Consider the following 20438-nt stretch of genomic DNA (forward strand, 5'->3'; position numbering starts at 1 on the left):
CGGTGGATTGCGTCTATTTGAGCAGTAAGCCCCAATTCGAATAAGCCAATGACCGCAATGTGCGCGATCTGCCAGCTAGAGGTTCAGAAAAAAATATGAATAAGCCCTCAAACAACATTATTCACCACAACAATTCGGTGCCATTTCGAGTTGATGTCGCGTTATTGCTATTACTTGTCATAGGCTGGGCTTTAGTGCTGTTCCGTATGTGGGGCGGGGGGTTTACTGGCGGTGATGAAGGCTTCACGGCATCTGCCGCCTACCATTACAACGGCGTGTTCGGCGCAGCCAAAGTCCTGGCGGAATCACAAGGACGGTTTTACCAATTATTTATCTTCCCGCTCGCTCAAATTCCCTATTTGTTTGACAGTTTGGCTTGGACGAATTCACTCAGAATATTATCCAGCGCAAGCGCTGTAATTGCTTTCTATTATTTTACCCAAGTGCTATTCGGAAGGATATTAGCGCTGCTGTCGGGTTTTATTCTCCTGGCACTACAAGACACCGTCGGTAGTGGCTATAACCCCTTTCACGCCCTTCCGCTCTGGTTCAACCTCGGCATTACGCTGTTCTTTTTCAGCCTGTATTTATTCACACAGGCCGTTAGCAGAGGCAAGCCAACAACATTAGCCTATACAATTTTTTTTACTAGCCTGCTCACTTATGAAGCAATGCTCCTCTACGCATTGGCATTTGTTTTATTGTGGCTTCATTTATCTCCCCCCAAAAAGGTAGCAGGAGATACATGGCGGATGTATTTGAACGAATTTAGAAAAAATAATATCGGGTTGTTCGTTTCCACTGGAAGCTACCTACTTCTGTATGCCATATATAGAATGATCTACGGATCTAGCTATGCTGGCGCGCAAGGATTAAGCTGGTCCAATACACACGATGTTTTATATACGGTCTATGCATTTTCCGTTAATGGAATCTACATCCGGGGATTGCGTGATTGGTTTTGGGATCTATCACTCCCCGCAAGCCACATTAGCGTAATCGTTGCAGTAGGAATGGCATTTTGTATTTTTCTGCAGGCATTTTCGCCTAAAAAAACGAGCGGCATAATTAGTTTCAAATGCATTTTATCCATAGTCCTGTTTATTTTTATACCAAATATTTTATTTGGTTTAACAGAGCGCTACCGAGGATGGGCCACCAAAGGCCCTTACTATATCGGCAGCTATTTCAGCAGTTTTGCCATATGCCTGGCTTTGGCGGTGGCTATTGTTTTCTTGTTGACATACACATCAAAAAAATTATTTATTACATTTTTTTCCAACGGTATTGCCGTGTTGCTTGCATCAAGCATCGCATTCGGCGCATATCTGAATCATTACCAGTCAGTCTCATTTTTCGACAAAAGTCGGAATGATGCACGGCGTTCTTCCTCAATGGCGGCATTAGGTGACGCGCTCCATTCGCGCAATATCGGTCCATTTTCTACTCTGTGCATTACGAGCCTCATGGCTGATGCAGATCCATATGATTATTGGTCGTTTTTTATTTCAAAGCGGGCAAAATATCCAGTGAAGGTCATGTTGGGGAAAACCAATAAAAAATGCGAGGCCTATATTGAACCTGATGGCACTGATTACAAACTGCTATCGCCTGCCGGAAAGGTAATTTGGAGCGATACGCGCCAGGGACCTCACTGACATTTTTCAAGCGCGTTTTGTAAAACCTGCTCACTTTATGCGGCGGGCAACGCTACTTTTTTTTGCAGAACGTCTTTCAGCACAAGAATATCCAACGCTTGTTCGGCAACGAGACGTTTGAGCTTCTGATTCTCTGAGTTCTGCCGCATTTAAGGATAGCCCGCAACATTGGCGGCATGGGCTGAAAAACGTGGCATCCAGATTAACTTTATCCAGCATGGACAGCCACAGTAGAACGCATATATCGAGCGCGACAACAGGACCGTTCGTTATGACTGGCTAGAGCATTACCTGTTTGAATCGATTAATGAAATCCAGGAATTTGCCACCGGCTGGCTCCGGACCTACAATCACGAACACCCGAATATGGCGCTCGGCTGAATCACTCCGAAGCAGAAATTGACCCTCGCGGCTTAGCCTCTACTTTTATTTTTCTTAAAAATGGGGGGATTACCCTCTCTTCATGCGGAAGAAAGACAGCAAGCCGCCGTTGAAATACGGGCGCTCGAAGTATAGGTAATTTAGTGAACTTAAAAACACGCACAGAGTGAATATGAAAAAATAGACGCCGACCACTCCAGAGACAGAGGAAATCTTTGGAAATAAATGCGGGATAAATTGCAATGTAAGAATATGAATCAAGTAGAACGAATAGCTTATTTTTCCTAAAAACCGGAGGGGTGTCGAGCTCATTATTTTTGACAGCATCCCTGGGTGCATCATTGCGTGATATACGATAACGCCAAAAAATAACGCGCTTAACATGAAATACCCGCTTGTTGCCGGATGGCTCACCAGTACTGCTGAAAATTTTGCCCAGATCATCATCAAGACAACCAAGCCTATTAGCGAGCAGAACGCCAGAAATGCCGATACTTTTTTCGACATAACTAATTTACCTGGTAGCGTCAGTTCAGCAATCGCCATGCCCACCAGAAAGCTGAACATACGCCCAATATCAAGATATGCGCCGGTGTGATAAAAAAGAATTGCAGGCTAGGCGAGGTTTCTACATTCGCCGCGATCCAGAGCAAAAGATTGTGCGGTATGAGAACAAAAATGCCGGTCGCCGCTATCAACCACCATGCTCCGACTCCCTTTAAGGACCGACATACAAAGAAAATAATAATATAAAAAAGCAACTCGATCGTTAGGGTCCAAGTTACCGGGTTAATTGTCTTGACGCCTTCAAAAAGTGGCGAAACAAAAAATAAATTCGCCACAAAATCTCCGAAGTAGAATGGCGCGACCGACATAAATAGCAACAGCACAATGTGTGCGGGAAGTAGTCGCGCAAAGCGTTTTCCGAAAAAACTGCTGAAAGTCGGCGACCTACGTCGCAATATATTGAATATCAGAAAACCGCTCAATATGAAGAATAAGTCGACGCCCATATCTCCGGAGCGAAGGGTATTGAAAAGTCGCCGGACAACAGGCATGTCGTCCGCAAAATACTGTTGCGCATAATAAGTTGAAAAGAAATGAGTATTGAACACGAGGATGATTGCGATCGCCCGAAAACCATCAAAAATATCGATGCGCCCAGGCATATTCAGATCAAAAACATCCTTGGCGGCAATCAAAAATCGATAGATTTTTTCGCCAAACGAATCGCCTCCTGAGCGATAAATCCCACTATCCGTACGCATAACCTGCCCTAGTTATTTGCTTTGTACGCATTACCAGAAATTGAAAATGCGGCTTATTAGTGCTGTCTGCATTGTACAGATGGAGTTGATTTTTGTTAATCTCATTGAACAGTAGGTCACCCTGACAAATAAATAGAATGTGACAAAATTTGACTGGCTGACGACTCTGCTACCATAGCAGTTCCACGATAAGCAGAAAAATGCAAAGACATAACTCTCCCAGCGCGCTACCCAACTATGGTGAAACGAATTTCATCACAGGTATGCGGGCATATGCGGCATTGGTTGTTGTTCTTATTCACGCCGGCGGCGCGGGATTGCGGCAACTTGGCGCAATAGGAAATCACTTCGCCGACATGGGCCATGCAGGCGTCTATGTCTTCTTCGTAATCTCAGGGTTTAGCGTGACAAGTTCATACCTGAGCGCGCCGTCCTACGGTTCATATCTTGCGCGTAGGATATGGCGTGTCGCGCCTCTTTATTATTTCTGGATTATTGTTACAGCCTCAATAGCTCAAGGAACTAATTACTGGGGCCAACACTTTGGGATGGAACTTGACGCATATAACTGGTTCATGCATGTCACCTTTCTTGGATTTCTTGATTACCGTGTAACCAACTCCATCATAGGCACCGAGTGGTCAATCCCTGTCGAGGTATTTTGGTACCTCCTCGTTCCTTACATCATGGGGCCAATAACTCGTGCTCGCTACGGTGTGTTGATAGCGATCCCGCTATCACTAGCTATTTGTGTCGCGACCACATACCTTCCCGCTATTTTGCCACTAGATCCAGATACAGCAGCGATAGCATTATATTGGAGCCCTATCCCTTACCTATTGGCCTATTGCCTTGGGATATCGGCTTTCAAGCTGCGGCAGATTACCCCCTCTCGTCCATACAATGTTGCTATCGCAGCAGTCCTATTGGCATCGGTCATTTATTCAACAAATCCACCGCTATTTAATCGGTTCGTATACAACGACCTCGTGTTCACGTCGTTTGCGACGTTCGCACTGATATGCCTTGGGTCGCCCAAAAGCTTTATATGTAGAATCTTTTTCCAGAATCGCATATGTCTTTTCTTGGGAACCATAAGTTACGGTATTTACCTCAGTCATCTTCCGATCAAGGAAGCTCTTGTAAAAATTGTGCCTTCCGCAGAAGGAAGCTTGGGAGGCTTTCTCTTGGTCGCATTACTATCAATCATCGTATCCACGGCAACCTATTATTTGATAGAGCGCCGTGGCCTAGCGATAAGCAAGTGGTTTGAAAGACGACTGTTATCCTCGGTCAATAGTAGCCGTCGGTGACCCGTACATATGGCATCACGGATAAAATTCCTGCATTAATTGCGACGTTGTTCCGCAGTAAATGAGAGAGTTCTTTGATTGGCCACAAGAGAGGTGGCCTCGATTGTTTGGACGAGAATTTTCCGTTGTTAAGTGGCTCTTTGCAGAAATAAAGTCATCTACGCGGCCTGTTTCAAGGCAGACAGATGCCAGTGGTAAAACGTATCGGTGTCAACAGATAAACGAAGCCTTGCCTCACCGAAATGTAGGTGATTCCGGCTGCCGGCGAATGGATGTTCCAGATGTAATTCGTCAATACGCATCTGCATCAAATCAGTCTCACCGATTTGCTCAGGCGGGTAAGAAGCCGTCGATCACGCCAGCGGCAGAATCTTGCATTGTCGGGAAACCGGTAGATCGTGAACTCGTCGATCATTTCTTTGCGCTCAGCAATCCCGCCTTGGTGAACGTGCCGCCTAAAAAAAATCCTCAGGCGTCAGCTGACCTATCTTTGCATACAGTGTCTTGATGTCCGGTGCATTGTCGGTCTTCCGGTGTTCGATCCACTCTCAATCACGTCGGCTGCGCGTTCCAGCAATTGCCGTTTCCATTCCGTTACCTGATTCGAATGGCCTTCATATTACTGTGCAATTTCCGTCAGCGTTTTATCTCCCATAACGCTGCCAACGCCACTTTGGCTTTGAAGTTTCCTGTGAGCAGTATCTTTACGCAAAAACCTCAGCATCGGCCAGCAATTTCCCGATTTGATCTTTACCGGAAAGCTGTGCCGCACCATCAATCGGCCATTCGATGCCAATAGCAGGATCGCTCCACAGAATAGAGCGCTCGAATTCCGGAGCCCAATAGTCGGTAGTTTTGTATAAAAATTCTGCAGAATCGCTGGTAACGAGAAAGCCATGTGCGAAGCCCGGTGGCACCCATAGCTGGCGCTTGTTGTCAGCGGACAGCGTCACTCCCACCCAGCGTCCAAATGTAGGCGAGCTTTTTCGGATATCCACAGCGACATCAAAAACTTCACCAGACACCACACGCACCAATTTCCCCTGAGGATTCTGGATCTGATAGTGCAAACCGCGCAAAACATTTTTTGTAGATTTAGAGTGATTGTCTTGGACAAAATCGACCGTGATACCAGTCAGCTCATTGAAACTGCGCTCATTGAAGCTCTCATAAAAGAAACCACGATCGTCGCCGAATACTTTAGGTTCAACGATGAGTACGTCCGAGAGGTCAGTCTGTTTAATTTGCATCTTCAGTACACCTTGTCAGTCAGTAAACGCAACAAATATTGACCATAGCCATTTTTCTTTAGCGGTTGCGCCAATACGTCGAGTTGCGTGGCTGTGATGTATCCCTTGCGATAGGCGATCTCCTCCGGGCATGCCACTTTCAGCCCTTGGCGGTTTTCGATAGTGGCAATGAACTGCCCGGCGTCCAGCAGCGACTCGTGCGTGCCCGTGTCGAGCCATGCCATCCCGCGCCCCATTAACTCAACTGTGAGCTCATTGCGTTCGAGGTAGACACGATTGACGTCGGTGATTTCCAACTCCCCGCGCTCAGATGGCTTGATGTTGGCGGCGATGTCGCAGACCTGTTGATCGTAAAAATATAAACCTGTGACTGCATAGTTGGATTTTGGCCGTTGCGGCTTTTCTTCAATGCTGACGGCATGACGCTCACTGTCAAATTCAACAACACCGTAGCGCTCTGGATCATGCACATGGTAGGCAAAGACCGTCGAGCCCCCCGTCCGTGCAGAGGCGGCACGCAATTGACTGTCGAAATCGTGACCGTAATAGATGTTATCCCCGAGGATTAAGGCAGAAGGGGAATTTCCGATAAAATCCCGTCCGATAATAAATGCCTGCGCCAGACCATCCGGTGTCGGCTGCACGGCATAACTGAGCTCTATACCCCATTGTGTTCCGTCGCCGAGCAATTCCTTGAAGCGCGGCGTGTCCTGTGGCGTTGAGATAATCAGGATTTCGCGAATTCCAGCAAGCATCAGCGTCGTCAGCGGATAATAAATCATCGGTTTATCGTAAACCGGCAGCAGCTGTTTGGAGACCGCCATCGTAACCGGATACAGTCGGGTACCCGAGCCACCGGCCAGGATAATGCCTTTGCGATTTTGCGCAGCCGTTGTCATTGCATTGCCTTTATAGCACCTTGGCGCTGACTATAGTTCTGGTCAACCCACTTCAAATACTCGCCCGATTGAATATCAGCGACCCAGGCCTGATTCTCCAAGTACCACTGCACCGTCTTGCGAATACCGGTTTCAAAAGTCTCCATTGGTTTCCAGCCTAAGTCACGCTCAATCTTTCGCGCATCGATAGCGTAGCGGCGATCATGTCCCAGGCGATCAGCAACGAAGGTGATTTGATCGCGATAACTGCCAGCACTCTTTGGACTAAGTCTATCCAGAATGTCGCATAAGACATGTACCACATCCAAATTGGTCTTTTCGTTCCAGCCGCCTATGTTATAGACCTCACCCGGTACTCCCGCTTCCAACACGCGGCGGATTGCAGCGCAATGGTCGCTTACATAGAGCCAGTCGCGCACCTGCTGGCCATCCCCATAAACAGGCAGCGGCTTACCTGACAGGGCATTCGCAATGATCAATGGGATAAGCTTTTCCGGGAAATGATAAGGGCCGTAATTGTTGGAGCAATTGGTCGTCAGAGTGGGCAAACCGTAGGTATGGTGATACGACCGTACCAAGTGATCGGATGCCGCCTTGGAGGCAGAATAGGGACTATTGGGGGCGTACTGGCTGGTTTCTGTAAACGGCGCATCATGCGTCCCCAGAGTTCCATACACCTCGTCCGTAGAGACGTGTAAAAAGCGGAAAGTGACCTTGTCAGCATCTGGCAAACTGGCCCAATGCGCGCGTACGGCCTCCAGCAGACCAAAGGTGCCATTCACATTGGTTTCAATGAAGGCAGCAGGACCATGGATCGAGCGATCTACATGGCTTTCGGCGGCGAAGTGAATGATGGCACGTGGCTTGTATTGCGCAAATAACGCAGCGACCCGCACTTTATCACCGATATCGCCCTGCACAAAAATATGCCGAGGATCCTGACTAACACTTACCAAGTTATTCATGCTACCCGCGTAGGTCAATTTATCGAAATTGACTACCGCTTCGTCATTTTTGGCGAGCCAATCGAGAATAAAATTGGAACCGATAAAACCGGCCCCTCCTGTAACGAAAATCATCTGGTTGTCCTAAGTGCGTTCAAATAAATAGCGGGCCACATACACTAAGAGCGATACTACATAGGCACTCTGAATTTACGGGTAACTTTGGATTATCCACTATTTATAGCCGGGTTTGAATTATCAAAATGACATTCAATCATCCCTGGTAGGGTAATGACATTCAAGGAAAGGCCGCCACTGCAAATTAGCAATGAATTATTCTAGTTAAAAATAGTGATGTCATGAAAAAACCTCGTACTGCGCCGGAACGCAGGAAATGAAACACGACTGCCGCCACTAGTCGTTCGCGACAGAGTCAAAATTGCTCAATTAAACTACTATTCTTACCATTTGTTTGCTAATGTCCATCACCTACACTATCGGCGACCTTCAAGGCTGCTGCCAATCACTGCAACAGTTGCTGGATTTAATCGATAAGTCCTCGCCAAATGCCCAACTCCTGTTCCTTGGCGACCTGATCAATCGCGGTCCGCGGTCGCTTCAGACCCTGCGCCACATCCGCGCCCTCGGGGACCGCGCCCAGACTGTCCTCGGCAACCACGACCTCCACCTGCTCGCTGTGTCGCAAGGCATTCGCCCTCTCCATGCGACCGATACGTTGCAAGACATCCTGATCGCCCCCGACCGTGACGAACTGATCGATTGGCTGCGCCATCGACCTTTGGCCTTGTTCGAACAAGGCCATCTCCTATTCCACGCGGGGGTCCTGCCGGAATGGGATGCCGAAAAAGTGATGTCACTGGCGCATGAAGTGGAAACCAAACTGCGCGGCCCGGACTGGGTAGACTTTTTACGTCATATGTATGGCAATGAGCCGGCAATATGGTCGGATGACCTTGAAGGCTATGATCGTCTGCGCTGCATTATCAATACCCTGACGCGCATCCGCTTTTGCAGGCCTGACGGCGGCATCGATTTCAAGATCAAGGAGGGCGCCGGCGCTGCGCCTGAAGGCTACGTACCGTGGTTCGATATGCCGGGACGCAAGACCGCCGACGTGACTTGCGTCTTTGGTCATTGGTCTGCACTGGGATTGACGCTGCGCCCAAATCTCATGGGGCTCGACACAGGCTGCGTCTGGGGCGGAAAACTTACTGCGGTGCGGCTTGAGGATCGTGCGCTGTTTCAAGTGGATTGCCCGCAGGCGCAGAAGCACGGCTGATATCCTCCGGCACATAACCCAACCCGTCCGCCACTACCTTGCGGGCGGCGACAGCCAGTTCGCGGCGATGCGCGCCTTCGGTTGAAATTGAAGGCAGCTGCCTCAATTCCGCCGTCATGGAACGCGCCTTCAGAATCCCCAGAATGCTTTCCACGATGGTCGTGTCACCGATAAAATCGGCGGCAGGGTGATAATTCCCCTGCGCATCCAGATAGCGCAGCGCATAAGGTTGCACCGGCACCTTCGCATCAAGTGCGGCTTCAAACAGGTTCGCATGAAACGGCAGCAACTTGCCTTGGGCAGCGGTCGTTCCTTCCGGGAAGAAGGCGACGCGGTCGCCGGCTTCGATACTTTCCACCAATCCCTTGAAAATCCGGCGCACGTCGCTGGCTTTGCCGCGCGAGATGAAAATCGTGCCGGTTTTTGCGCATAGCCAGCCGATGAAGGGCCAGCTCCGGATGTCCGATTTGGCGACGAAACGGCATGGCTGCATCGAGTTCACGACAAAAATATCCAGCCATGAGATGTGATTGGCCACGATCAGCGATCGCGCCGGTGCCGTCACGCTATCCAGCGGATGGATGACTACGCGGATACCGCAGATGCCCAGCACCTGGCGTGACCAACGGCGGATATGGCCTTCGCGTCGCGCCGGGCCGACCCAGGGAAAGATGAAGGCGCAAATCGCCATGCCAAGAAACAAATGCGCAACCAGGCGCAGTATGCGAAAAGGAAGCATCGCTTTTTCTTCTGAGGTTAGCGTTCGAAAGCGATGTGTCCGGCGACGATGGTTGCCTTGACCTGGCCGCTCAGTTCGTAACCGAGGAACGGCGTGTGCTTGCCTTGGCTGGCCAAGACTTTGGCTTCCACCGTCCAGCGTGTCTTGGGATCGAAAATGCAGACGTCTGCAATGTCGCCAACCTTGAGTCCGCCCGCAGGCAAACCTGCCACGCGCGCGGCATCGGTGGTGACTTTGGCGACGGCCTTGCTCAGCACATCGGATTCCTTGACGCCGGCATCTTCCGCCCATTTCAAGGAAAGCGACAGCAGCAGTTCCAGACCGGTGGCGCCCGGCGAGGCTTCGCCGAAAGGCAGCAGTTTCTCGTCATCATCGACTGGCGTGTGGTCAGAACAAATTGCATCGATCGTGCCGTCCAGCAGCGCAGCGCGGATCGCATCGCGATCACGTTGCGAGCGGAATGGCGGATTGACGCGCGCGTTGGAGTCGAAGAAACCGATGTCCATATCCGACAAATGAATGTGATGCGCACCAACGTCGCAAGTCACCGGCAAGCCTTCGCGCTTGGCGGCACGCACCAGCTCCAGACCGGCGGCGGACGACATGCGGCACAGATGGACACGGGCGCGGGTCGAGCGCACCAGTTCGAAGATGGTGTAGAGCGCGATCGTTTCGGACATCACCGGAACGCCGGACAAACCCAGGCGCGAGGCGGCAGGGCCGCTATGTGCGATGCCGTGACGGCCGAGGTGGGGATCCTGCGGGCGCAGCCAGACGGTGTAGTTAAAGGTCTTGGCGTATTGCAGCGAACTCAGCAATACCGTGGTGTCGAGAATAGGCTCATCGGCTTGCGAAAAACCGACGCAACCGGCTTCGGTCAGCTCGGCCATTTCGGTCAGGGCTTTGCCTTTCAGACCGACAGTCAGCGCGCCCAGCGGATAGACGTTCGCCTGGTTGAGCGACTTGGCGCGGTGCTTGAGCATTTCAACCAGGCCCGGCTCATCCAGCACGGGATCGGTGTCAGGCGGGCACAGCAGACTGGTGACGCCGCCTTGCATTGCCGCCTGCATTTCAGATTCCAGCGTGGCCTTGTATTCGTAACCCGGCTCGCGCAGGCGAGCGCTCAGATCAACCAGACCGGGGGCAACCGCCAAGCCGGTCGCATCGATGGTTTTATCGGCCGTGAAGTCGGCCGGCGCCTTGCCGATGCCGACCACTTTGCCGTCGGCGATGAACACGTCGTGCTGCGCGTCGATATTGTTGGCAGGGTCGACCAGTCGGCCGTTCTTGATGTGCAGTTTCATGCGCTCTATTCCACTCTTGTCCGCGTTGAATCTATGTTGAATTCGTTGTTGCTTTGGTTGCTTGGGTTGCTTGAGATTGCTCAGTTACCTGCGACGATGCTCATCACCGCCATGCGCACCGCGATACCAAACGTCACTTGCGGCAGGATCACCGCTTGCGGTCCGTCGGCCACTGCCGAGTCGATCTCGACGCCGCGGTTCATCGGGCCCGGGTGCATCACGATGGCGTCCGGCTTGGCCAGCGCCAGGCGTTCAGGCGTCAGGCCGTAGCTCTTGAAGAACTCCTGCGCTGACGGCAGCAAGGCGCCACTCATGCGCTCGTTCTGCAGACGGAGCATGATGATGACGTCGACGTCCTTCAGGCCTTCTTCCATGTTGTGGAAGACGCGCACGCCCATTTGCTCCAGCCCGCTCGGCAGCAATGTGCTTGGGCCGATGGCACGCACTTCCGGCACACCCAGCGTGGTCAAGCCGTGGATATCCGAACGCGCCACGCGGCTGTGCAGAATGTCGCCGACAATCGCCACACGCAGGTTGGTGAAATCCTTCTTGTAGTGACGGATCGTGTACATGTCCAGCAAGCCCTGCGTCGGATGCGCATGGCGGCCGTCGCCGGCGTTGACCACGTGCACGTGCGATTGCCTGGTGTCGATCAGATGCTTGGCGATCAGATAGGGCGCACCCGATTGCGAATGGCGCACCACGAACATGTCGGCGTGCATCGCGGCCAGGTTGTCGATAGTGTCCAGCAACGACTCGCCCTTGCTGGCGCTGGAGGCGGAAATATTCAGGTTGATGACGTCGGCCGACAGACGCTTCGAGGCGATCTCGAAGGTGGTGCGGGTGCGCGTGGAGTTCTCGAAGAACAGGTTGAACACGCTCTTGCCGCGCATCAGCGGCACCTTCTTCACTTCGCGATCGCCAATGCTGACGAAGGACGACGCGGTGTCGAGGATGTTGGTGATGATTGCTTTGGGCAGACCTTCGATGGTCAGTAGATGTTGCAGTTCGCCGTTCTTGTTCAGTTGTGGATTAAGCATGGACCACCGTCAGGGAAAATCGGCCGTCGTCGGCGCGTTGCAGTTGCAGGGATTGGTTGTCGGCGAGCACAATCGTCTCGGCCAGGAAGTCAGCGGCGATCGGCAGCTCGCGGCCGCCGCGGTCAACCAGCGACGCCAGCAGGATGCGCGCCGGGCGGCCGTAGTCGAACAGTTCGTTGATCGCGGCGCGCGTGGTGCGGCCGGTGTAGAGCACGTCGTCGACCAGCACGATGGTCGCGCCTTCGACGTCAAAACCAATCTGGCTCGGCTTGACGTCAGGGCGCAGGCCCTTCTCGGCGAAGTCGTCGCGATAGAAGGAGACGTCGATGAAGCCAAGCCGGTCGTTCAGTTGCAGCTCGGCAGCCAGACGTTCTGCCAGCCAGGCACCGCCGGAGTGGATGCCGACGATGGCGGCGTGTTCGACGCCTTGCAAACCGGCTTTTACTTGCTGCACCAGCTTGGCATACAGCGCTTCGGCGTCCAGCGACGGTAAGGAAGTGTTAGTTGTGCTCATGGGAGTCGTCAAAATATTGCTGCAAGATAATGGCGGCGGCCTCGGCGTCGATATGCTCGCCGCGGCGTTGTTCGATCACGGCTGAAGAATAGCGCTCGTCCACCAGTACCGTCTCGACGCCGAAACGGCCGTGCAACTGGTTGGCGAAGCGGCGGCAGCGTACGGTCATTTCGTGCTCGGCGCCGTCCGGATGGCTGGGCAGACCGACGATGCAGCGCGTCGGCGCCCACTCCGCGATCAGCTTGCCGAGTTCGGCAAACTTTCCGTCGTTGGTTGCCGCGCTGATGATGGTTAAAGGCTGAGCTTGTTTGATCAGGGTATTGCCGATTGCCACGCCGATGCGCTTTAAGCCGAAGTCGAAGGCCAGGAGCGTTTCCACGGAGTCCTGCTCAGGCCCGGCCGAAATCGCCGCTGAGCATGACTGGGTCGATGCCCAGCAAGGCCAGCGCTGCAGTGAAGCGTTGCTCCACCGGCAAGTCGAAAATGATGGATGGATCGGCTTTGACAGTCAGCCAGCCATTGCGGCCGAGTTCTTCCTCCAACTGACCGGCACTCCAGCCCGAGCAACCCAGGCTGACCAGCACCTGTTGCGGCCCGTCGCCGTGAGCGACTGCTTCCAATACGTCTTTGGAAGTGGTCAGGGAAATGCCTTCGGTCACCTGCAAGGTAGACGAAAACTGGCTCATCGCCGTATGCAGCACGAAACCGCGCTCGACCTGCACCGGACCGCCGAACATCACCGGGCTGCGATACAGCTCAGGCACGGCATCAGGCGAATCGTGAATGATTTCAAGCTTGAGATTGATGCGATCGAACAAGACATCCATGGTCATGTCGGTCGGCTTGTTGATGACGACGCCGAGCGCGCCGTTCTGATTGTGCTCGCACAGATATACCACGGTGCCGCCGAAAATCGGATCCAGCATCGAGGGCATTGCTATCAGGAAATGATTGGTCAGGTCGAACTCGGGAGCCAGTTTGGCGGCCTTGTCGGAGCTTGCAGCAAAATCGGAGGTTTCCGTCGCGTCGAAGGCTGCGTCGGAGGTGTCGGCGGAGAAGGCTTTACGTCGCTTGATCATGCCCGCCATTTTAGCAGTTTTACGGCAAATCCCCCAGCCCGGCGGCGAGCACCTGCTGCTTTGCGCCCGCCGACCGGCGTGGATCGCCCTAGGCTGCCAACAAACGCCGTGTCGCTTCCCTTGCCTCCCGCCCCAATGCCACCAGATCGACACCGAGAATATTGTCATCCTCGACCACCGCCTTGCCGGCCACATACAAGGCCTTCAAATACGGCCGTCCGCCACCGACCACCGGCCCCAGCGCTGGGTCGTGCAGGCCGAAGTAACGCGGATCGTCCAGGCGGTACAGCGCAATGTCGGCCTGTTGTCCGACTTGCAAGCCATCAAGGCCTCCCAGCCCTAGCACTTTGGCGCCGCCGGTCGTGCCCCAGCGCACCACGTCTTCCACCGTCGCGGCATCGGCACCGCCTTCAAAACTGCCGCCGGCGTAGGACGGCGTCGCTTCCTGGCCACGCCGCGCGCGCTGCATCAGCCAGGCAGCGTGGGTTTCCGACACCATGTCGGCGGCTTCGTTGGACGCAGCGCCGTCGACACCGATGGAAATCGGCACGCCCGCCTCTTCCAGCTGGCGGATCGGCGCAATGCCGCTGCCGAGCCGGCCGTTGCTTTGCGGACAATGCGAAATGCCGGTGCCGGTCTTGCCGAGCAAGGCGATTTCAGAGGGATCGAGTTTGACCAGGTGGGCGAACCAGACATCGTTACCAAGCCAGTCGCAGCGCTCGGCGAATTCCACCGGCGTGCAGTGGTGCTTGCCCTGCGCGGTTTCCTGATAGCCGACGGTTTCGGACAAATGGCTGTGCAAGCGCACGCCGGCACGGCGCGCAAAACCGGCCATGGTGCGCAACTCTTCCGGCGTGGCCGAATACAGCGGTGTGGTCGGCGCCATCACGATGCGGCGCATCGCAGTTGGCGACGAGTCGTGATAACGCTGGATCAGGCGCTCCATGTCGGTGAGATAGCCGTCCAGCGTTTCCGGCCGCAACGCGGTCGGCAATTCGGCTTCCAGCTGACGCGTCTGCGTCGCGCCGCCGCGGCACAGCACGAAGCGCAGGCCGAGCGCTTCGGCTTCTTCGAACAAAATCGCCGAAGTGTCATAAGGCATGCCGGGATAGTACAAGTAGTTGTGATCGGCCACCGTGCCGCAGCCGGAACGCATCAGCTCCACCAGGCCGATACGCGCGGCCAGGCGAAACAGCTTCTCGTCGAATTTGGCGCGATAGCGATAAGGCGTCGCCGCCAGCCACGGCGTGAGCGAGGCATTGATACCTTCGGGATCGCCCTTGAGCATGGACTGAAACAGATGGTGATGCGTGTTCACCCACGACGGGTAGGCGATGCAATCGGTGGCGTCGACAATCGTCTCGCCCGGCAAGGGTGACAGCTTGCCGATGGCGCCAATGACGCCGTCAATCACACGGATGTCCGGCCCGGCATGACGCGCCGCCGCGCCGGGCAAGCCGGTCATGATGGCATCGATGTTGCTGATCAAAAAAGAAGTCGTCATTGTCTGCATTGTCGTTTAACCCATTTCACTTTCATGCCATCCGGCCAGCGCCACGCGCGACAAGGCCATCATGGCGAGGAACAATACGATCCCGGTCACGGTAATCAAAAACAGTGCCGCAAACAAGCGCGGAATATTCAGTTGAAAACCCGCCTGCAAGATCTGATACGCCAATCCCGAGCCTGTACCGCCGGTGCCGGCGACAAACTCCGCCACCACCGCGCCGATCAGGGCCAGCCCACTGGAAATCCGCAAGCCGCCAAAGAAGTACGGCAAGGCGCTGGGAATGCGCAAGCGACGCAAGGTCTGCCAGCGCGAGGCCTTGTTCAGTTTGAACAGATTCAGCAAACCCGGATTGACGCTGCGCAGTCCCAGCGTGGTATTCGAGATGATGGGAAACAGCGCCATGATGGTCGCGCAGATCACCAGCGCAAAGGTCGGCTCCTTGACCCAGATGATGATCAACGGTGCGATAGCGACAATCGGCGTCACCTGCAGAATGATCGCGTACGGGAAGAAGCTGACTTCGATGAAGCGGCTTTGCACGAACACGAACGCGATCGCCACACCCAGCAGCACCGACAGCACGAAGGCCATGAAGGTGATCTTCAGCGTCACCAGCAGCGAATCGGACAGCAAGCCCCAATCCGCCACCAGCGTCTTGGCAATCACCAACGGTGTCGGCACCAGATAGACCGGCACTTCCAGCGCTACGCAGATCAGTTGCCAGGCCAGCAGCAACACCACGCCGATCATCAAGGGCGCGGCAACGCGCAAAAATTTCGGATTAGTGATGAGCGGCGTCATGGGCCCCTCCTTCTTGGTTTTCTTGATTGGCCAGCGTCAGGTAATCGGACAGGATCTTGCAATAGCCCATGAATTCAGGCGAGATGCGGAAAGCGTCGTCGCGCATGCCGCCGGCTCCCGGCGCCTCGATCGGCACGTCCGCAATCACGCGTCCCGGCCGCGCCGCCATCACCACCACGCGGCTCGACAGATATACCGCTTCGTAAATGCTGTGCGTGACGAACACCACGGTCAGGTCTTGCTGGCTCCAGATCTTGCGCAGATCGGCATCGAGCTTGTTGCGTGTGAACTCGTCGAGTGCGCCGAAAGGTTCATCCATCAGCAACAGATTTGGCCGCGTCGCCAGCGCACGCGCTATCGAGGCACGCATCTGCATGCCACCCGACAGTTCACGCGGATAGGCATCCTCAAAGCGATCCAGTCCCACAAGCTTGAGCGCATCGCGCACGCGCACGTCGCTTTCGGTACGCGGCATGTGCTTGAGCTCAAGCGGCAGACGTACGTTTTGCACCACCGATGCCCAAGGCATCAGCGTCGCTTCCTGAAACACCATCGCCAGCGTCCGATCCGGGGTACCCACCGTCGCCAGGTTCTTGCCCCACCAGCGGATATGACCGTGCGACGGCTCCTCCAGCCCGGCGAACATTTTCAGCAGCGTGCTCTTGCCGCAGCCGGACGGCCCGAGCAGCGAGACGAACTCGCCGCGCTTGATGTCCAGCCTGACCTCGTCCAGTGCGCGCGTGCCGTTGCGGTAAGTCTTTTCGACACGGTTCGCGCTCAGCACGGTGTTCGACAGATCAGCTGCATCGGCGCCATATTCACCGGAACCCGGCAGCGGCATCGTCATGTCATCTCTTTTCATCATCGCCTCTTGCATCGCATTCATGGTTGCCTCGCTTCATGTGACCCACCGTTACACCTGGTTGTCGCTGCCGAACACTTCCGTCTCGCCATGCTCTTCCAGCAATTGCAGAAGAGCGCGGCGCATGATCAGTCCAGGCCGGTCGGACGCCATGTGAAATTCCTGTTTGCGGCGCGTATCGATGCAGGCATCGGGATCGGTGGCTTCGAGGATTTCGCGATCCTCGTCCAGAATCGGCTTGTCCCAGGCGATCAGCTCCGCCTCCGGGCAATCCTCTTCGGTGTCGTTGCGGTACAGCCATTGCGCCAGCATGATGGTGCTGTCGTCGATCGGCGTGGCGCAGTTGTAGATGATGTGATGCCGTCCGGATACCGGGTACTGGCAACCGAAACGGCGCACGAAAGGCAAATACCAGCGGTTGAACATGTGACGCATGGTGACGTCGTCGGTGGTGCCGGTGACGCGATAGCTGGCCGGGATATTCTTGATCGGCACCAGCGTCTCCGCCTCGAAGCCGTAGTCGGTTTCGGTGATCTCGTACTTCTCAGGCTTGGGCTGATCGTACAGACCGAACGTGGCGCGATGCACGTAGCTGAAGTGAGAATTGTCGAAAGAGTTTTCCATCATGCGCAGCGGGCTGGTTTCCCAACGCTGATAGAACTGGAAGATGCGGCGATAGCCCGGCTGGCTCTCTTCCGGAAAATCAGGAATCGGACGCAACGGATCTTCCAGCGCCACCCAGACGTAGCCGTAGCGTTCCTGGCAATGATATGGCTTGACCTTGGCGCCGGCCGGAATCGCGCCGTCCGGATTTTGCGGAATGCGCACGCAAGCGCCGGAGCAGTCATACGTCCAGCCGTGATAACCGCAGACGATGTTGCCCTTCTCCACAAAGCCCTTCGACAGTTGCGCAGTGCGATGGCAGCAGCGGTCCTGCAAGGCAGCCGGCGAGCCGTCTTCCTTGAGCCAGAGAACAATCTTCTCACCCAGCAAAGTAAATGGCTTAGGGCCGTCCTTGAGCATGGAAACAGGCATCAGGGCGTACCAGAAGCGGCGCAGGACTTTTTGTTTCGTAACCAGCATGGTGCAAACTCCTTTAAAACCGGCCATGTCGTTCTGCGCTTGCAGGGACAAGGCCAAGCGGCCGGCGCGCCATCATGGTCGCCTTCGCCGCAAATTCGATCTGATCAAACTACGATGTCGCAGCCAGTACGCTGGCGGCGCCAAAGGTTTCTCGTACTTTTTGTGCGAGGTAATCACCGATGGTGCACGGCGCATAGCGCGCCGGATGTTCATCGGAACAGCATGACGGCAGGCACGACACCGTGACCGCATGGTCGCCATCCATGAAGAACGGCAGCGAATAACGCGGCACCGGATTGTCGTTGCGCACGCGGTGCGCGTTGCTGTGATAAACGTCGTTGCTCCAGCGCTGCAGCAGGTCACCGATATTGACCACGAAACTGCCATGGATCGGCGTCGCGCGTACCCAATCGCCATCGGCGTTACGCACTTCCAGACCGCCGATGTCGTCTTGTGCGAGGATGGTGACCAGCCCCCAGTCGGTATGGGCGCCGGCGCCGATCTGGTTGTGCTGGGCGTCGGCAGGCTGTGGCGGGTAATGCAGCATGCGCTGCGTGGCGATCGGTGTGCCGAGTGCGAAATAAAAGAAGTCTTCAGGCAATTGTAGCGACAGCGCAATAATTGCCAGCAGCCGCTGCGACAACCTGCTCATGGCGGCGTGATATTGCTGTGCATGCGTGCGCATGCCGGGCAACTCTTGCGGCCAGAGGTTGTGACCGTAGCGCAGTACGCCTTGCTGCACATAAGGATGATCGAGCGGCAGATCGGTACCGAACTGGAAGCCCTCTTTGAGATCGGTCGGACCATCATCCAGCGCCTGCGTGCCGATACGCTCATAGCCGAAACCAGCGGGCGACAGCGCCATGTCGACCCCGCGCTTCACCGCATCGGGAGCAGCAAAGAAACGGCGCGCCCAGTCGAATTGCCCATCAACCAGACTTTGCGGTACGCCGTGATTGATGAGATAAAAGAAGCCGACGTCGCGCGCGATCTTGTGGATCTCCCAGGCGACGGCTTCACGCTTGCCGAGGTCCTGGGAAAACGCATCGGCGAAATCAATGACCGGCAGGCGCTGCGCAGTCTTGGGTGGTGTGTAGAGAATCATGGCGTCCTCACGCTGTCAGTTCTGTCTATGCTCACAACATCAACACCGTCGTCCTCGCAAACGCGAGGACCCAGTGTCGTTACGCGTCGCACAAATACGTCGAATAAGACACGACGCTGGGTTCCCGCCTTCGCGGGAACGACGATGTTTCTCTGTGCTATCGCTTAAGGCATCACATGCATGTCTTTGACGAACTGCGTGGTGTACGCCTTGTGCCAATCGACATCGGCCTTCAGCAGACCGGTCGACACCATGGTGTCGTAGGTTTTCTTCCAGCGCTCATCCGTCATGATGCCGATACCTTGCTTGGCGGCGTCGCCCCCGGTGACGACTTTCAGTTCCTTGAGTTTCTTGAGCGCGTAAGCCAGTTGCTCGTCGCCCATTTCCTTGTTGTCTTTCTTGATCAGCGCGTTACCCGCAGACGGATCTTCCAGATAGCTCTTCCAGCCTTCGGCGGTAGCCTTGACGAAGCGTTTCACCAGATCAGGCTTTGTCGCCACCATCTTTTGCAGCGTGATGATGGTGGTGCCGTAAGGCGGATAGCCCTCTTGCGCGAACAGGAAGAAGTTAGCCTTGGCGCCGGTCTTTTCCGCCTGGAACAACTCCGACGACGGATAGGCTTGCTGAACGATATTCGGATCGGCGAAGAACGGCTGCAGGTTGAAGGTGTAGGCCTTCGATTGCGCGTCGGTGTAGCCGTATTTGGCTTTCAACCACGGCCACCAGCTAGATTGACCGGAACCGGCCACTAAAATCGTCTTGTCTTTCAGCGCACCAAGATTAGGCACATCAGCGTGCGTCATCATGCCTTGCAGATCGGACTGAAACGAAGTGCCGACCGTCACCAGCGGCAAACCCTGCTCGATGCCCTTCAACACTGTGAAGTCATAACCCATGCTGAAGTCGGCCTGGCCGGCGACCAGGATCTGCATGTTGTTGACTTGCGGTCCGCCCATCTTGATGGTGACGTCCATGCCGTATTTCTTATAGATCCCTTTGGCGACGGCCTGATAGAAACCGCCGTGTTCAGCCTGGGCGTACCAGTTGCTCAGCAAGGTCACTTTCTCTTGCGCATGCACTGCCGCATGCAGGCAGACCATGGCCATCATGCCGGCCGCCAGGCTTGTCCAACGTAGTCGCTTGCTCATCATGCCTTCCTTTCAGTGGGTTGATTGACAGAAAACGGGCGCCGCATGCGCTGTGCAATACGGTCGCAAGACGCAACAAGACCGGCAGACGCAAAGTCGGCCGATCGTGCAAACAGGAAATGGGGAGAACAAAGAAGTTGACGCGCCCGCAAGGCATGCCGGCGGAACAAGCAGAAATGGCGGAGGGGCCTGAATACAGTTAGCAGCATCATTCTCTCGTGTCGTATTGAACGAAGTACC

The 20438-nt window shown here is 54.8% G+C and carries 20 protein-coding genes and 1 pseudogene; 4 read left to right on the forward strand and 17 right to left on the reverse strand.

From position 1 onward, the window contains the following. The first annotated feature begins 59 nt into the window (after nucleotides 1-59). Nucleotides 60-1658 carry a hypothetical protein gene (locus tag PQR63_RS12075; RefSeq protein ID WP_408168127.1) on the forward strand — a complete coding sequence of 533 codons (1599 nt, stop codon included), beginning with the start codon at nucleotides 60-62 and terminating at the stop codon, nucleotides 1656-1658. A 174-nt stretch (nucleotides 1659-1832) separates the two neighbouring features. Beyond that, nucleotides 1833-2039, forward strand: a pseudogene (locus PQR63_RS12080) (integrase core domain-containing protein); the annotation flags it as partial. 69 nt (nucleotides 2040-2108) lie between these two features. Here PQR63_RS12080 and PQR63_RS12085 read toward each other — a convergent pair. Then, on the reverse strand, nucleotides 2109-2585 hold the full coding sequence (locus PQR63_RS12085) for an acyltransferase family protein (RefSeq protein WP_408168129.1): 477 nt from the start codon (nucleotides 2583-2585) through the stop codon (nucleotides 2109-2111). Next, a complete protein-coding gene (locus tag PQR63_RS12090) occupies nucleotides 2567-3307 on the reverse strand; it encodes an acyltransferase family protein (RefSeq protein ID WP_408168130.1) in 741 nt (246 codons plus the stop codon). Before PQR63_RS12090 ends, PQR63_RS12085 begins: the two co-directional genes overlap by 19 nt. Before the next feature lie 200 nt (nucleotides 3308-3507). On the opposite strand from PQR63_RS12090, the gene PQR63_RS12095 reads away from it, so the two are divergent. Then, nucleotides 3508-4620, forward strand: coding sequence for an acyltransferase family protein (locus PQR63_RS12095; RefSeq protein ID WP_408168131.1), 1113 nt, complete (start codon nucleotides 3508-3510; stop codon nucleotides 4618-4620). 704 nt (nucleotides 4621-5324) lie between these two features. On the opposite strand, the gene rfbC is transcribed toward PQR63_RS12095, so the two are convergent. From rfbC to rfbB, 3 genes are read right to left on the reverse strand one after another with little or no spacing between them, the layout of a single operon-like run. Continuing rightward, nucleotides 5325-5870 (reverse strand): dTDP-4-dehydrorhamnose 3,5-epimerase, encoded by a 546-nt coding sequence (gene rfbC, locus PQR63_RS12100; RefSeq protein WP_408168133.1) that lies wholly within the window; start codon nucleotides 5868-5870, stop codon nucleotides 5325-5327. Between the two features lie 2 nt (nucleotides 5871-5872). Beyond that, the gene (rfbA, locus tag PQR63_RS12105) at nucleotides 5873-6769 is read right to left on the reverse strand and encodes a glucose-1-phosphate thymidylyltransferase RfbA (protein WP_408168134.1); all 897 of its coding nucleotides are present in this window, start codon (nucleotides 6767-6769) and stop codon (nucleotides 5873-5875) included. Then, entirely contained in the window at nucleotides 6766-7848 is a 1083-nt protein-coding gene (gene rfbB / locus PQR63_RS12110; protein ID WP_408168135.1) for a dTDP-glucose 4,6-dehydratase, read from the reverse strand. The genes rfbA and rfbB overlap by 4 nt, the downstream gene beginning before the upstream one ends. Nucleotides 7849-8191: 343 nt before the next feature. Here rfbB and PQR63_RS12115 point away from each other — a divergent pair, with 343 nt between their 5' ends. Next, a complete protein-coding gene (locus PQR63_RS12115; protein ID WP_408168136.1) occupies nucleotides 8192-9013 on the forward strand; it encodes a symmetrical bis(5'-nucleosyl)-tetraphosphatase in 822 nt (273 codons plus the stop codon). Here PQR63_RS12115 and PQR63_RS12120 read toward each other — a convergent pair. The 12 genes from PQR63_RS12120 to PQR63_RS12175 form a co-directional block, all read right to left on the reverse strand. Next, nucleotides 8943-9752 carry a lysophospholipid acyltransferase family protein gene (locus tag PQR63_RS12120; RefSeq protein WP_408168137.1) on the reverse strand — a complete coding sequence of 270 codons (810 nt, stop codon included), beginning with the start codon at nucleotides 9750-9752 and terminating at the stop codon, nucleotides 8943-8945. The two genes, PQR63_RS12115 and PQR63_RS12120, sit on opposite strands and share 71 nt — an antisense overlap. Before the next feature lie 17 nt (nucleotides 9753-9769). Next, nucleotides 9770-11056, reverse strand: coding sequence for a dihydroorotase (locus tag PQR63_RS12125; RefSeq protein WP_408168138.1), 1287 nt, complete (start codon nucleotides 11054-11056; stop codon nucleotides 9770-9772). Between the two features lie 80 nt (nucleotides 11057-11136). Then, on the reverse strand, nucleotides 11137-12096 hold the full coding sequence (locus PQR63_RS12130; protein ID WP_094565537.1) for an aspartate carbamoyltransferase catalytic subunit: 960 nt from the start codon (nucleotides 12094-12096) through the stop codon (nucleotides 11137-11139). Then, the gene (gene pyrR, locus PQR63_RS12135) at nucleotides 12089-12610 is read right to left on the reverse strand and encodes a bifunctional pyr operon transcriptional regulator/uracil phosphoribosyltransferase PyrR (RefSeq protein ID WP_408168139.1); all 522 of its coding nucleotides are present in this window, start codon (nucleotides 12608-12610) and stop codon (nucleotides 12089-12091) included. The genes PQR63_RS12130 and pyrR overlap by 8 nt, the downstream gene beginning before the upstream one ends. Next, nucleotides 12597-12989, reverse strand: coding sequence for a Holliday junction resolvase RuvX (gene ruvX / locus PQR63_RS12140; RefSeq protein ID WP_408168140.1), 393 nt, complete (start codon nucleotides 12987-12989; stop codon nucleotides 12597-12599). The genes pyrR and ruvX overlap by 14 nt, the downstream gene beginning before the upstream one ends. 10 nt (nucleotides 12990-12999) lie before the next feature. Continuing rightward, nucleotides 13000-13698: a YqgE/AlgH family protein gene (locus tag PQR63_RS12145; RefSeq protein ID WP_408168141.1), complete on the reverse strand. Its 699-nt coding sequence runs from the start codon at nucleotides 13696-13698 to the stop codon at nucleotides 13000-13002. Nucleotides 13699-13777: 79 nt separating this feature from the next. Then, nucleotides 13778-15193 (reverse strand): amidohydrolase family protein, encoded by a 1416-nt coding sequence (locus tag PQR63_RS12150; protein ID WP_408168142.1) that lies wholly within the window; start codon nucleotides 15191-15193, stop codon nucleotides 13778-13780. Between the two features lie 15 nt (nucleotides 15194-15208). Further along, nucleotides 15209-16000, reverse strand: a complete 792-nt coding sequence (locus tag PQR63_RS12155) for an ABC transporter permease (protein ID WP_408168143.1) — start codon at nucleotides 15998-16000, stop codon at nucleotides 15209-15211. Continuing rightward, complete coding sequence (locus PQR63_RS12160; protein ID WP_408168330.1) at nucleotides 15981-16841, reverse strand: ABC transporter ATP-binding protein; 861 nt, start codon at nucleotides 16839-16841, stop codon at nucleotides 15981-15983. The genes PQR63_RS12155 and PQR63_RS12160 overlap by 20 nt, the downstream gene beginning before the upstream one ends. A 72-nt stretch (nucleotides 16842-16913) precedes the next feature. After that, entirely contained in the window at nucleotides 16914-17945 is a 1032-nt protein-coding gene (locus tag PQR63_RS12165; protein WP_408168144.1) for an aromatic ring-hydroxylating dioxygenase subunit alpha, read from the reverse strand. A 109-nt stretch (nucleotides 17946-18054) separates the two neighbouring features. Further along, a complete protein-coding gene (locus PQR63_RS12170; RefSeq protein WP_408168145.1) occupies nucleotides 18055-19050 on the reverse strand; it encodes an isopenicillin N synthase family dioxygenase in 996 nt (331 codons plus the stop codon). 164 nt (nucleotides 19051-19214) lie between these two features. Then, a complete protein-coding gene (locus PQR63_RS12175; protein ID WP_232512036.1) occupies nucleotides 19215-20159 on the reverse strand; it encodes an ABC transporter substrate-binding protein in 945 nt (314 codons plus the stop codon). Nucleotides 20160-20438: the final 279 nt, after the last annotated feature.

Source organism: Herbaspirillum rhizosphaerae, from assembly GCF_046025915.1.
In the GTDB taxonomy this organism is placed as follows: domain Bacteria; phylum Pseudomonadota; class Gammaproteobacteria; order Burkholderiales; family Burkholderiaceae_D; genus Herbaspirillum; species Herbaspirillum rhizosphaerae_A.

Coding starts and splice junctions, on each gene's coding strand:
- PQR63_RS12085 (WP_408168129.1), bottom strand. CDS start 2,585: ATGGCGATTGCTGAACTGACGCTACCAGGTAAATTAGTTATGTCGAAA.
- PQR63_RS12090 (WP_408168130.1), bottom strand. CDS start 3,307: ATGCGTACGGATAGTGGGATTTATCGCTCAGGAGGCGATTCGTTTGGC.
- PQR63_RS12095 (WP_408168131.1), top strand. CDS start 3,508: ATGCAAAGACATAACTCTCCCAGCGCGCTACCCAACTATGGTGAAACG.
- rfbC (WP_408168133.1), bottom strand. CDS start 5,870: ATGCAAATTAAACAGACTGACCTCTCGGACGTACTCATCGTTGAACCT.
- rfbA (WP_408168134.1), bottom strand. CDS start 6,769: ATGACAACGGCTGCGCAAAATCGCAAAGGCATTATCCTGGCCGGTGGC.
- rfbB (WP_408168135.1), bottom strand. CDS start 7,848: ATGATTTTCGTTACAGGAGGGGCCGGTTTTATCGGTTCCAATTTTATT.
- PQR63_RS12115 (WP_408168136.1), top strand. CDS start 8,192: ATGTCCATCACCTACACTATCGGCGACCTTCAAGGCTGCTGCCAATCA.
- PQR63_RS12120 (WP_408168137.1), bottom strand. CDS start 9,752: ATGCTTCCTTTTCGCATACTGCGCCTGGTTGCGCATTTGTTTCTTGGC.
- PQR63_RS12125 (WP_408168138.1), bottom strand. CDS start 11,056: ATGAAACTGCACATCAAGAACGGCCGACTGGTCGACCCTGCCAACAAT.
- PQR63_RS12130 (WP_094565537.1), bottom strand. CDS start 12,096: ATGCTTAATCCACAACTGAACAAGAACGGCGAACTGCAACATCTACTG.
- pyrR (WP_408168139.1), bottom strand. CDS start 12,610: ATGAGCACAACTAACACTTCCTTACCGTCGCTGGACGCCGAAGCGCTG.
- PQR63_RS12145 (WP_408168141.1), bottom strand. CDS start 13,698: ATGGCGGGCATGATCAAGCGACGTAAAGCCTTCTCCGCCGACACCTCC.
- PQR63_RS12150 (WP_408168142.1), bottom strand. CDS start 15,193: ATGACGACTTCTTTTTTGATCAGCAACATCGATGCCATCATGACCGGC.
- PQR63_RS12155 (WP_408168143.1), bottom strand. CDS start 16,000: ATGACGCCGCTCATCACTAATCCGAAATTTTTGCGCGTTGCCGCGCCC.
- PQR63_RS12160 (WP_408168330.1), bottom strand. CDS start 16,841: ATGCCGCTGCCGGGTTCCGGTGAATATGGCGCCGATGCAGCTGATCTG.
- PQR63_RS12165 (WP_408168144.1), bottom strand. CDS start 17,945: ATGCTGGTTACGAAACAAAAAGTCCTGCGCCGCTTCTGGTACGCCCTG.
- PQR63_RS12170 (WP_408168145.1), bottom strand. CDS start 19,050: ATGATTCTCTACACACCACCCAAGACTGCGCAGCGCCTGCCGGTCATT.
- PQR63_RS12175 (WP_232512036.1), bottom strand. CDS start 20,159: ATGATGGCCATGGTCTGCCTGCATGCGGCAGTGCATGCGCAAGAGAAA.